6 protein-coding genes are annotated in these 12,807 nt (G+C 65.7%); 3 read left to right on the top strand and 3 right to left on the bottom strand.

Annotated features, from left to right (window positions below; translation table 11 throughout):
* The first annotated feature begins 18 nt into the window (after positions 1-18).
* Both AC56DV_RS24630 and tldD read left to right on the top strand, forming a co-directional pair.
* Positions 19-816: a carbon-nitrogen hydrolase family protein gene (locus tag AC56DV_RS24630; RefSeq protein ID WP_496316847.1), complete on the top strand. Its 798-nt coding sequence runs from the start codon at positions 19-21 to the stop codon at positions 814-816.
* Positions 817-880: 64 nt separating this feature from the next.
* A complete protein-coding gene (gene tldD, locus AC56DV_RS24625) occupies positions 881-2,341 on the top strand; it encodes a metalloprotease TldD (RefSeq protein WP_496316846.1) in 1,461 nt (486 codons plus the stop codon).
* Positions 2,342-2,384: 43 nt separating this feature from the next.
* Here tldD and AC56DV_RS24620 read toward each other — a convergent pair whose 3' ends face one another.
* Positions 2,385-5,198 carry a TonB-dependent receptor gene (locus AC56DV_RS24620; RefSeq protein ID WP_496316845.1) on the bottom strand — a complete coding sequence of 938 codons (2,814 nt, stop codon included), beginning with the start codon at positions 5,196-5,198 and terminating at the stop codon, positions 2,385-2,387.
* Positions 5,199-5,581: 383 nt separating this feature from the next.
* Between AC56DV_RS24620 and aroG the strand changes: the two genes are divergently transcribed.
* Positions 5,582-6,643, top strand: coding sequence for a 3-deoxy-7-phosphoheptulonate synthase AroG (aroG, locus tag AC56DV_RS24615; RefSeq protein WP_496316844.1), 1,062 nt, complete (start codon positions 5,582-5,584; stop codon positions 6,641-6,643).
* Positions 6,644-6,712: 69 nt separating this feature from the next.
* Here aroG and AC56DV_RS24610 read toward each other — a convergent pair whose 3' ends face one another.
* A complete protein-coding gene (locus AC56DV_RS24610; RefSeq protein WP_496316843.1) occupies positions 6,713-9,478 on the bottom strand; it encodes a TonB-dependent receptor domain-containing protein in 2,766 nt (921 codons plus the stop codon).
* A gap of 467 nt (positions 9,479-9,945) precedes the next feature.
* Positions 9,946-12,621, bottom strand: a complete 2,676-nt coding sequence (locus AC56DV_RS24605; RefSeq protein ID WP_496316842.1) for a TonB-dependent receptor — start codon at positions 12,619-12,621, stop codon at positions 9,946-9,948.
* Between the last annotated feature and the right edge of the window lie 186 nt (positions 12,622-12,807).

The following is a 12,807-nucleotide window of genomic DNA, read 5'->3' as shown; positions in this document are numbered from 1 at the left end:
CTCGATAAGGACATGCCCATGAACACCGTCGCAGCGATACAGATGATTTCCTCGCCTTCCGTGGGCGAAAACCTGGCCACCGCGCGGCGCCTGATCGCGCAGGCGGCCGGCACCGGCGCCAAGCTGGTGCTGCTGCCCGAGTACTGGGCCATCATGGGGCTGAGCGACAGCGACAAGGTGGCCGTGGCCGAGCCGCTGGGCAAGGGACCGATCCAGGACTTCATGAGCGAGATGGCGCGCCAGCACAGCATCTGGCTGCTGGGCGGCACCTTGCCGCTGGCGTCCGACGATCCGGCCCGCGTGGTCAACACCACCCTGGTGTACGACGATCAAGGCCGCCGCGTGGGCCGCTACGACAAGATCCACCTGTTCGGCTTCACCAAGGGCACCGAATCCTACGACGAGGCGCGCACCATCGTGCCGGGCCGCAATGTCGGCACGGTGGACACGCCGGTGGGCAAGGTCGGCATGTCGGTCTGCTACGACCTGCGCTTCCCGGAACTGTTCCGCGCCATGGGGCCGGTGTCGCTGATCGTGGTGCCGGCCGCGTTCACCTACACCACCGGCCAGGCGCACTGGGAAATCCTGCTGCGCGCGCGCGCGATTGAAAACCAGTGCTACGTGCTGGCGGCGGCGCAGGGCGGTGCCCACCAGAACGGCCGCCGCACCTGGGGCCACAGCATGCTGATCGACCCCTGGGGCGCGGTGAAGGCGGTGCAGGCCGAAGGCGAGGGCGTGGTGCACGGCGAAGTGGACGCGCTGTTCATGGACAGCGTGCGGGAGAGTTTGCCGGCGCTGAAACACCGCACCATGTGACGGCGGCCCGGCACCATGCATGAATTCGCCCTACAATGGCAACATATTCAATAAGGCATACACCATGATCCCATTCGAACCCAATCTGTCCACCCTGGCCGTCGCGCGCGATTTGCTGCTGACGCCGTTCGGCCTGGACGAAGGCAAGCTGCTGAAAACGCTGGGCAGCATGTTCACCCACAAAGTCGATTACGCCGACCTGTATTTCCAGTTCACCAAGAACGAAGGCTGGAGCCTGGAAGAAGGCATCGTCAAGACCGGCAGCTTCTCGATCGACCAGGGCGTGGGCGTGCGCGCCATCTCCGGCGACAAGACCGCCTTCGCCTACTCGGACGATATTTCCGAACGCGCGCTGATGGAAGCGGCGGCGGCAACCCGCACCATCGGCCGTTCCGGCGCCGGCAAGATCAAGGTGGCCGGCGGCATGACCCAGGTGGGCGGCCGCTCGCTGTACCTGCCGAACGACCCGCTGGCCTCGCTGGACGCGACCGCCAAGGTGAAACTGCTGGAGCGCCTGGAGAAAATGGCGCGCGCCAAGGACCCGCGCGTGGTGCAGGTGATGGCCGGCCTGGCCGGTGAATACGACGTGGTGCTGGTGGCGCGCAGCGACGGCGTGCTGGCGGCCGACATCCGTCCGCTGGTGCGCGTGTCGCTGACCGTGATCGCCGAGCAGGACGGCCGCCGCGAGGTGGGCTCGTCCGGCGGCGGCGGCCGCTACGACTACGGCTACTTCAGCGACGAGCTGCTGGAGCAGTACGCCGACGAGGCGGTGAAATCGGCCATCGTCAACCTGGACGCGCGCCCGGCGCCGGCCGGCCCGATGACCGTGGTGCTGGGACCGGGCTGGCCCGGCATCCTGCTGCACGAGGCGATCGGCCACGGCCTGGAGGGCGATTTCAACCGCAAGGGCTCGTCCACCTTCTCCGGCCGCATCGGCGAACGGGTGGCGGCCAAGGGCGTCACGGTGGTCGACGACGGCACGCTGCGGGACCGCCGCGGTTCGCTCAACATCGACGACGAGGGCAACCCGACCCAGTGCACCACGCTGATCGAGGACGGCATCCTGAAAGGCTATATCCAGGACACCATGAACGCGCGCCTGATGAAGATGCCGGTGACCGGCAACGCGCGCCGCGAATCGTTCGCCCACCTGCCGATGCCGCGCATGACCAACACCTATATGCTGGGCGGCGACAAGGACCCGGGCGAGATCCTGGCGTCGGTGAAGAACGGCCTGTACGCGGTCAATTTCGGCGGCGGCCAGGTCGACATCACCAACGGCAAGTTCGTGTTCTCGGCCAGCGAAGCGTACATGATCGAGGACGGCAAGATCACCTACCCGGTGAAGGGCGCCACCTTGATCGGCAACGGTCCCGACGTGCTGAACCGCGTGTCCATGATCGGCAACGACATGAAGCTCGATCCGGGCGTGGGCGTGTGCGGCAAGGAGGGCCAGAGCGTGCCGGTGGGCGTCGGCCAGCCAACCCTGCGCCTGGACGGCGTGACGGTCGGCGGCACGGCGTAAGCAACAACTAAAAACCGGGCACAGCCCGGTTTTTTTTACGTCTTCAGAACTGGTAGCGCATCCCCACGTTGAAATAACGCCCCAGCGCCCCGCTGTAATCGAGCGGGTTGTACGACACCGCCCCGTAGGTCAGCGGATCGAGCGGCGGGATCTTGTCGAACAGGTTCTGGATCGACGCCGTCACTTCCATCTTCGCGCTGACCTTCCAGCGCGCCGTCAAATCCACCGTGGTGAACGACGCCAGCTTGCAGCCGCGCGGCGCGTCCGTGCCGTCGGCGAAGTGGGTGGCGCAGCCGTCCGGGTCGTTCTTGAACAGCGTGTTGTCCATCTTGCCCCGGTAGTTGGCCGTGGCCGTCACGCGCCATGCCTCGCGCTCCCAGGTGGCGCCCAGGTTGACCCGGTCGTCCGGCGTGCCGATGCAGTTGGTCACGTCGCAATTGCCGTGCGTGCCGGCGAAGTCGCGCTGCGAGCCGTCGGTTTCCGTGCGCAGCCATTTGAACAAATGGGTCCACTTGGCGTCCGCCGCCAGCGTGCCCCAGCCGCCGCCCAGGGTGAAGGTCTTGCGCAGGTCCAGGTCGGCGCCGCGCACCTTGGTGTTGCTGGAGTTGACGTAGCGCGCCAGCACCGCCGTGATGGCGCCCGGGTCGCCGGGACGGGTGGCGGTGGACGGGTCGCGCGCGACCTGGCCGGCCGCGATGGCGGCGTCGATCTGCTCCTGGTTGATCTCGTTCTTGCGCTTGATCTGCCAGAAGTCCAGCGACACGCTGGTGCGCGGCAGCGGGTCCCACACCAGGCCTGCGCTGTAGCTCTTCGAGCGCTCCGGCGACAGGGCGGGATTGGGCGAGGTGATCACCGCCACCGAGGCCGGGTTGCAGGCCACCTGCACGCCCAGCGCGCAGCGCGCCGGATCGTCCGCCGTGGCGAACGCGGCCAGGCCGCCGACGCCGTTCTCGGCCGCGCTCGGGGCGCGGAAGCCGCGCGCGAAGGTGCCGCGCAGCGCGAGGGCGCGGGTCGGCGTCCACTTCAGGCCGGCTTTCGGCGTGGTGGAATTGCCGACGTCCGAGAAGTGGTCGTAGCGCAGCGCGGCCGACGCTTCCAGCGTCTTGTGCAGCGGCGCCAGCAGTTCGGCGTACAGCGCGCTGGCGGTGCGCTTGCCCCGGTAGGCCGAGTAGCCCAGGCCGATGATGTTGCCCAGTTCGGTGCCCTGGGTCGGCGCCAGCTCGGTCGACTCGCGCCGGTACTCGGCGCCCACCGCCACGCCCATGGCGCCGCCGGGCAGCGCGCCGAATTCGCGGCTGGCCTTGACGTCGAGCTGGTTGATGCGGGTCTGGGCGTCGTTGGCGATGGTGGGCGACAGCGCGCCGTACAGCGCGGCCGGGTTCAGGCCGGCGTTCTCGCCGATGCGCCAGAAGCTGCCGGCCGGCAGCGCGGCGTAGGCGGCGCTGCGGGCGCGCGCCGCCGCCACGTTGGCCGCGCTCGGGTCGAGCAGCGCGAAGGCCACGTCGCGCTGCAGGTAGCCGGTGCGGGTGTTGCCCACTTCGCTTTGCGAGAACAGCCAGGCGGCGTCGAGGTCCCATTGCAGCCAGCTGCCCTTGGCGCCGGCCACGAAGCGCGTGAAGTCCGAACGGACGTTGCTCACGCGCGGGCCGACGTCGGCCGCCAGGTAGCGCAGCCGCGCGGCGCGGCCGAAGTAGGGATTGTCCGGGTGCCCCGCGCCCAGCTGCACGGCGGCGTTGCTGACCGGACCGCCCGGATAGCCGACCGAGGCGCTGACGGTGGAAGGCGTAGTGGCGGCGGTGGAATTGCTGTGATAGAAGTTCAGCTCGCTGTACGCCAGCCATTGCGGGTTGAGCTGGTAGCTCAGGCGCGCGAAGGCGTTGGTGGTTTCCTGTTGCGGCTGGATTTGGCTGTACTGCTGCGGGGCGTCGATCAGGCAGCCGCCGCCGGGGTCGCCCTGCGGGTGGCTGGTGAAGTTGGCGCAGTTGGCGCCGGGGAAGAAGCGCGTGAAGCCGGCGCCGGCCGGGTTGCCGCGGTTGTAGTACGCCAGCGTGTCGGGGTTGCGCACGTTGCCGTTGACGGCGCTGCCGGCGTTGTTGGTGCTGACGATGGCGCCGGTACCGCCCAGCGTTTCCTGGGCCGAGAAGCCGAAGTCGCGCAGGTCGGCGCGCCCGACCGGGCCGCGGCCGGCGCGCGCGCTGTTGGCGACGGCGCCCTTGCGGCCGTACTCCAGGCTGCCCATGAAGTTGTAGCGGTCGGTCTCCAGGCTGCCGATGCCGTGGCTGATGGCCACGCGCGTGTCATGGCCGTCGTGCTGTTCGGAGATGCCCTGGCTGGCGCGCACTGTGGTGCCGCGGAAGTCGCGCCGCAGGATCACGTTGACCACGCCGGCGATGGCGTCCGAGCCGTAGATGGCCGAGGCGCCGTCCTTCAGGATCTCGACCCGCTCGATGGCTTCGGACGGGATCACGTTCAGGTCGGCGAACACTTTCTGGCCGTCGTCGGCCAGGCCGTAGGGCGCCACGCGGCGGCCGTTGATCAGCACCAGGGTGGAGGCGGCGCCCAGGCCGCGCAGCGACATGCCGGACGCGCCGGAGGCGAAGCCGCCGCCGAAGCTCGTCGGCACCGAGCCCTGGTTGTCCACCGCCAGCGTCTGCATCAGCTCGGCCACCGTGGTCTTGCCCGATTTTTCGATGTCGGCGCGGTTCAGCGTCTGCACCGGCGAGGCCGTCTCGGCCTGCGCGCGGCGGATGTTGGAGCCGGTGATTTCCACTCGCTGCATGGGCTGCTGGGCAGCTTCCTGCGCATAGGCCTGGCCCAGCACGCTCAGCAGGCCAGGCAAGATCAGTTTCTTCATCATGTCACTCCATTTAGGTAAGCAGGATTGTGCAATCTTGCTTCCTTCGCATGGGGGGATGCTGATCTGGATCAAGGTGCGGCGCGGAACAGGCACCGTTGTGGTGCGTGCGCCACGCATGCTCCTGACGGGCCTGCTTGACAAACTGCTTGCCAAAACTTGTAACTTGTTGCTATAGTCGTTGCAACCTTTTAGGATTTCTTCCATGCAGCGCAGCGTTTTCTTTACCGGCCACTTTTACTTTAGCAATTCCAACCCAAAGGCGGTGGAGTAGCGGCCGGTTCACGTAGCAGCAAAACGAGATCCCAGCAGACCCAGACAAACCGCCAGCGATGGCGGTTTTTTTTTAGCCCACGATTTTTCAGCCTTAGACTTCAGGAGATACCATGCAACGCACCGACGACCTGCGCATCCGCGAAATGAAGGAACTGGTCCCGCCCTCGCACCTGATCCGCGAGTACGCCGTCAGCGAGTCCGCCAGCACCACCGCCGCCAATGCGCGCGTGGCGCTGCACCGCATCCTGCACGGCCAGGACGACCGCCTGATGGTGGTGATCGGCCCGTGCTCGATCCACGACCCGAAAGCGGCCATGGAATACGCGCGCCGCCTGGCGCCGCTGCGCCAGCAGCTGGGCGCGGACCTGGAGATCGTGATGCGGGTGTACTTCGAGAAGCCGCGCACCACGGTGGGCTGGAAGGGCATGATCAACGACCCCTACATGGACAACAGCTTCCGCATCAACGACGGGCTGCGCATGGCGCGCGAACTGCTGCGCGACATCAACGAGCTGGGCCTGCCGGCCGGCACCGAATACCTGGACGTGATCAGCCCGCAGTACATCGCCGACCTGATCAGCTGGGGCGCGATCGGCGCCCGCACCACCGAGTCGCAGGTGCACCGCGAGCTCGCTTCCGGCCTGTCGTGCCCGGTGGGCTTCAAGAACGGCACCGACGGCAACGTCAAGATCGCCGTGGAAGCCATCAAGGCGGCCTCGCAGCCGCACCACTTCCTGTCGGTGACCAAGGGCGGCCACTCGGCCATCGTGTCCACCAACGGCAATGAGGACTGCCACATCATCCTGCGCGGCGGCAAAGCGCCGAACTACGACGCGGCCAGCGTGGAGGAGGCCTGCAAGGCCATCGCCGCCCAGGGCCTGGCGGCGCGCCTGATGATCGACGCCTCGCACGCCAACAGCTCGAAAAAGCCGGAGAACCAGATCCCGGTGTGCGCCGACATCGCGGCCCAGGTGGCCGGCGGCGACGCCCGCATCGTCGGCGTGATGGTGGAGTCGCACCTGGTGGCCGGACGCCAGGACCTGGTGCCGGGCAAGGAGCTGACCTACGGCCAGTCCATTACCGACGGCTGCATCGACTGGGACAGCAGCGTGCAGGTGCTGGAAGGCCTGGCCGCCGCCGTGCGCCAGCGCCGCCTGCAGCACACCGACTGATGAAAGCCAGCGCCCATTAAAAAACCCCGCCGTATCGCTACGGCGGGGTTTTTTTTCAGCTGCTACGTCTTACTTGAAGGTGTAGCCTGCCGACACGTACACAAAGCGGCCGCGTGGGTCGTATTGGTTGATGTCGTAGCCGGCCTGGAACTGGTTCGACACTGGCACGAACACACCAGGCTGCTTGTCGAACAGGTTGCGCACGCCTGCGCTCAGCACCAGCGATTTCCAGCCTTTCCACGTCACGTTGGTGTCGTAGGTGGTCATGGCGCCGATGAAGTTGCGCTGGCCGTCGCCTTGGCGGAAGCCGGTTTCATAGCCCGAAGCGAAGTTCTGGGTCAGCGAGATTGCCAGAGGGCCCTGGGTCCAGGTGCCGCTCAGGGCATGACGCCAGCGCAGTACCACGCCGCCGTCCTGCGCGCCCAGTACCGGGTCGCCGTTCTTGTCTACCAGCGTGCCGACCTTGTGCGACAGGGTGCCGCCTGGGCTGGTCTGGTCGAACTTGTCCATGTAGGTACCGTTCAACGTGGTGTCGAAGCGGCCGAACGCGGTGTTCTGACGGAACTGGGCGAACACGTCGAAGCCTTCGACGGTGGCGTTGCCGGTGTTGGCCAGGGTGGTGTAGATCAGGTCAACGTCGTTGCCCTGCAGTTTCACCAGGTTGGCGTAAGCCGAGTCGCCGCGGCGGAAGCCGGACACCACTTCCTGTGCCGATGGGGTGGCCAGGATGTCGGACACCTTGATCTTGAACCAGTCCACGCCGAAGGTGAAGCTGTCGGCTGGCGACAGGACGATACCGACCGAACGCTGCTGCGATTCTTCAGGCTTCAGGTTAGGGTTACCGCCGGATACGGCGTTAACTTGCAGCTGGGACTGGCCGGTTGCCGGATCGTTGAAGGTCTCCGACGAGCCGGTGGTCTGCGGCTGCCACAGGTCGCTCAGGGTAGGAGCGCGGAAGCCCGAACCGGCCGATGCGCGCACCAGGACCGATTTCAGCGGCTGCCAGCGGCCGTTCACCTTGTAGTTGTTGGTGCTGCCGACGTCGTTGTAGTCGTCGCGGCGCAGCGCCAGGCCCAGGTCCACGGTCTTGGTCAGCGGAACGCTGCCTTCGGCGAACACCGAGTTGATGGTGCGCGACTTGTTCACCGGAGGCACGCTGCCGCCCAGGCCGGCGATGTCGCCGGTTTCCAGCGCAGGGCTAGGGGTGGTGTGGAACTTGTCCTTGCGCGACTGGGCGCCAACCGCGTACTGCGCGGTCAGGCCGGCGAACTGCGGCAGCTCGCCGGAGATCTTGGCGTCGAAGGTGTTGCTGGTCGATTTGCCGGTCAGCGTGTCGCCCGAGTACTGGGCGGTTTTCAGCTTGTCAGCCAGCGCGCCGGTCTGCACCGCGCCTGGAGCCCATGGGTTCCAGTTGTTGGCCGGATCGTTGATGATCTTGGCGTAAGCCACTTGCGAGAAGTAGCCGGCCGGCACGGTGCCGTGGATCTTGCTCTCGTTGGTGGCAACGGCCACTTCGTAGTCCTGGCCCCATACGGTGCCTTTCGAACCCAGTACCAGGCGCGATTGCTTGGCTTCGTCGACGCTGGTGCGGTTGCCGAAGTCGAACACGCGGCTGGTGATGGCCAGTGGGCGGCCGATCAGGCTGGTGAAGCCGTACTTGGTCAGGTAAGGCACGGCGATCGACTGGTACACCGGGTTGCTTGGGTACAGCAGCAGCGCTGGATGCACGCCTTGCTTGGCGAACTCGCCGTCGGTTTCCAGGAAGGAGCGGCGCACCGGGCTGCCCTGGAAGCTCTGGGTCACGGTCGATTCCGAGTACAGCGCGTCGGCGAACAGCTCGTGGTTGGCGTTCAGCTTGAAGGTGCCGTTGGCGGTCAGGTTTTTCAGTTCGCGCTGAGGAATCAGGCCCACGAAGGCGGCGCTGTCGAAGGCGCAGTACGGCGTGTTCTTGGTGGTGTTGGTCGCGTTCTGGTACATCAGGATGGAGTCGCACTTGCCCTGGTCGGCCATCGGGTTGCCGTAGCCGGTGCCTGGCGAATTGCCGAAGCCTGGCAGACGGTCGGCAGGGTAGGCGCCGGGAATGATGCCGCCTTCGATGTTGCCCTGGCCGGTAGCGCCGGAAGCGTAGTAAGGCAGGTTGTTGCCGGTGGCCGCGTAAGCGCGGTCGGCTGCTTTCAGCAGTTTTTCTTTTTCGTACGAAGCCGACACCACCACCGAGTAGCCGTCGGTGCTCAGGTCGCCCAAGCCGCCGGTGATCGATGCCTTGGTGTTCTGGCCGCCGCCGCTTTCGGTAGGCGAACCGTAGCCGGCGGTGACTTCCACGCCTTTGAAGGATTTGGACAGGATGAAGTTGACCACGCCGGCCACTGCGTCCGAACCGTACACGCCCGATGCGCCGTCTTTCAGCACTTCGACGCGCTCGATGGCGGCCAGCGGGATCACGTTGACGTTGACGGCTGCGCCGCCACCGCCGGCGAAGGCTGCCAGGCGGCGGCCGTTGACCAGCACCAGGGTGCGCTCGTCGCCCAGGCCGCGCAGGGAGATCGAGGACATGCCGTAGGTGGAGCTGCCGGCGCCGGTCGAGTTCTGGGTCGAACCGGACGAGGACAGCGCGGAGATCGAGGTCAGCAGCTCTTGCGTGCTGGTGGCGCCGGTACGGGAGATTTCAGCCTTGGTCATCACCTGCACTGGCAGGGCGGTTTCGGCGTCCACGCGCTTCAGCGAGGAACCGGTGATTTCAACGCGCTGGATGGTTTCCGGTGCGGATTGGGCCTGGGCGGCATGCATGCCCAGCACCAGACCACCGGCGCAGATCAGGCGTACCGAACGGGACAAAACAGTTTCCTTCATCATTTAACTACTCCCAAGATGTACTACTTAGTGAAACGGCGTCTACGGCCGAGTTGAAAGATTTCTTATCTTTTCGACAGTGCAGGCGGCTCGCCATTGATAAACGGCAAAGATTAGCCAGTGGCTCATGTAATCATCTAGACAAGGTGGTGTCAACGTGAAAAATTTGTGGTTTTTGGTGATTTTCCAGTTTTCCGCACGGTAGGAAAGTCGGCGTCAATCCCGCCAGAAAGGCGTAGTTCGCGACAAATATGGGCGAAAATCGCCGATATTGCCGCCATCATTGCGGACTATGTAAAAACCGGTAAAGAAGCGGAAAGGCGGTCTTTCATTGTTTACGACGAATAGTAAATAATGTAACCGGGAAAGGGATTGTCACTTTTTTGCTACAAACCGATACGTTGCGCTACAAAACGATACCGCCGGCCGGAGCCGGCGGCGGGAGGGGCGGGTTAGAAGGTGTAGCTGCCGCGCAGGTAGACGGCGCGGCCGACCGCGTCGGTGTAGCGCGGGTCGTAGCCCTTCTGGAACAGCGTGCCCTGGTTGGAGAACGGCGGGTCCTTGTCGAGCAGGTTCTTCACGCCGGCGGTCAGGGTCAGGCCGGCGATGCCGGTGTAGCTGGCGGTCAGGTTCCACAGGCTATAGGACGGCACCTTGTTCAGGAACTGGTCGTCGATGTCCAGGTTCTGGTCGGTGTAGCCGGTCTTGAAGGTCTGCGCCAGCGTGGCGCTCCACACGCCCATGCGCCAGTTCAGCGAGGCGTTGTGCTTCCAGCGGAACACCGGGTTGTTGGCGGCGTAGCGGCCCACGTTCTGGGTGTACGGGCCTTCGCGTTCATCCTGGTATTCGTACTTGTGGACATAGGTGCCGTCCAGCGCGAAGGTGAAGTTGCCGTAGGCGGTGCCGCCCGAACGCAGCGTCAGCGACACGTCCACGCCGTCGGTGTTGACCTTGCCCAGGTTTTCCTTCAGGTCCAGGATGGCGAACGGCGAGCCGTCCGGATTGCGCAGGAAGCGGTCTTTGTACTTCGCATAGTTGCCGTAGATGACCTCTTCGGGCAGCGCGTTGATCTTGTCCTTCAGCTTGATGTTCCAGTAGTCCAGCGCCAGCGTGGCCTGCGGGATCGGCTCGATGACGATGCCGGCCGCGAAGGTGCGCGACTCTTCCGGGCTCAGGTCCGGATTGCCGCCCTGCAGCTTGAACTGCTGCAGGTCGCAGTCGCGCAGCGGATTGGTGATCGGGTTGGACGAGGGCACGCCGCCCGGGCACAGGATAGGATCGTTGTAGGAGTTGTTGGTGTCGTTCTTCGAGCGCGGCGCGTTTTTCTCGAACAGCGTCGGGGCGCGGAAGCCGGTCGAGGCCGAGCCGCGCAGCAGCACCTGCTTGGTGGGCTGGTAGCGCACGCCCAGTTTCGGGTTGGTGGTGTTGCCGGCGTCGCTGTAATCGTCGAAGCGGGTGGCCAGCTGCACTTCCAGGTCCTTGATCAGCGGCAAATTCAATTCGCCGAACACGGCCTTGATGGTGCGCGAGCCGGAGGTCGACTGCGAACCGGACAGGCCGGAGCTGGCGGCCTGGCCGGCGATGTCGCGGTTGACGAAGAAGTCCGCCTCTTCGCGGCGCAGCTCGCCGCCGAAGGCCACTGCCGCCTTGCCGCCGGCCATGTCCCACAGCTCGCGGCTGGCCTTGACGTCGATGCCGGTGTTGCGGGTTTTGCCGTCCTGCACCTTGCCGCGCAGCGCGGTGCTGGCCAGGTAAGCCTTGCCGGCCGCGTCCTGCAGCCCGAACGGATTCAGGATGCCGTTGGTGACGCCGGCGGCGAAGGATTCGTCGCGCACGTAGCCGCCGGTGAACCATTCTTCCGAACGGCTTTCGGACAGGGTGAAGCCGGTCTTGTAGTCCCAGCCGCGCAGCACGCCTTCCACGCCGATGCTGAGGCGGTCGGCCGCGCCCAGCGAGTTGATTTCGCGCTGGCCCGCTTCGGTGGGGCGCCAGTTCACCGACAGCGGCTGGCCGGACAGGCCGGGCATGGCCGGCACGCCGCCGCCCGGGTTGCCCGGGTAGTACTTGCTGGTCTTCGGCAGGATCAGGCCGGTTTGCGGCGGCGGCGCGGTGTGCGACAGCACGTCGTTCTCGGCGTGCAGGTATTCGATGGTGGCCAGGTGGTCGTTGTTGATCTTGAAGCTGGCCTTGCCGAAGAAGGCGGTCTGCTTCTGCGCCGGCAGGTTGTCGATCAGGCGGGTGTAGTCCTGGCGGCAGGTGCCGCCGCCGCCGATCGGCAGCGAGTAGGGCTGGTCGCAGCCGGCCGCGCGGCCGGGGTTGCCGGTCACGTTGGAGCCCGGATCGAAGAAGTTGCCGGGGAAGGTGGTGCCGGAGGTCAGGTTCAGGCCGCGCTCGGGGATCACGCCGGTCTTGGAGAACTCGCGCTGCTGCGAGGTCAGGATGTCGATCTTGTGGTAGTCGAACACGCCGAACACGTTGTAGCCGTCGGTCTCCAGGTTGCCGAAGCCGCTGGAGATGTTGACGCGCTTCTCGTCCGCGCCGGGGGCGCGCGGCAGCAGGGCCTCGGCGGTGATGGTGGTGGCCTGCACCGAGCGCTTGGTGATGAAGTTGATCACGCCGCCGATGGCGTCGGTGCCGTAGATGGCCGAGGCGCCGTCGCGCAGCACTTCCACGCGCTCGAGCGCGGTCACCGGGATGATGTTCAGGTCGACGCTGGCGCCGTCGTACGGGTGGTTGGCGATGCGGCGTCCGTTCAGCAGCACCAGGGTCTTGTCGCTGCCCAGGCCGCGCAAGTCGGCGCTGGACTGGCCGCCGGTGGGCAGGCCGGAGCTGTTGCCGCCGACCACGTTGCCGGAACTGTAGCTGGAGCTGTTGGAGGGAATCCGGTCCAGCACTTCCTGGGCCGTGGTCAAGCCCTGCTTGACGAAGTCCTCCGCCTTGAACACGGTCAGCGGATTGGCCGTTTCCGACACCAGCCGCTTGATCGAGGAGCCGGTCACTTCCACGCGCTGCATGGGCTGGCTGCTGTCCTGCGCCGCGGCAAGCTGGCTGGCCAGGCCCAGGCTCAGGCCCAGTCCGGTGGCGCACAGCAGGCGCACCGAGCGCGCGATTTTCGTTTCTTTCATCATTGCCCAAAACTCCCAAAAGAACATCGTTGTACATGTTATGGGCCGGACCGTGCCGGATAGGGACGGTGGCCCTCGTATGGCGTTTCCCTGAAGAAATGTTAATCTTCAAGCAGTCAGATGTAACCACCGGTTGCTATCCATGTCAATAATGAAAGATTGCGTGTCAGGTTAATACAACGGCTTGCA

Source organism: Massilia sp. BGA-UO-ETr-WB1 (assembly GCF_059567845.1).
This window is presented reverse-complemented; position numbering and strand designations above follow the sequence as displayed.

What these genes read in the sequence shown, in the direction of transcription:
- AC56DV_RS24605 (WP_496316842.1), bottom strand. Translation starts at nt 12,621, where the DNA reads ATGATGAAAGAAACGAAAATCGCGCGCTCGGTGCGCCTGCTGTGCGCC.
- AC56DV_RS24620 (WP_496316845.1), bottom strand. Translation starts at nt 5,198, where the DNA reads ATGATGAAGAAACTGATCTTGCCTGGCCTGCTGAGCGTGCTGGGCCAG.
- aroG (WP_496316844.1), top strand. Translation starts at nt 5,582, where the DNA reads ATGCAACGCACCGACGACCTGCGCATCCGCGAAATGAAGGAACTGGTC.
- tldD (WP_496316846.1), top strand. Translation starts at nt 881, where the DNA reads ATGATCCCATTCGAACCCAATCTGTCCACCCTGGCCGTCGCGCGCGAT.
- AC56DV_RS24630 (WP_496316847.1), top strand. Translation starts at nt 19, where the DNA reads ATGAACACCGTCGCAGCGATACAGATGATTTCCTCGCCTTCCGTGGGC.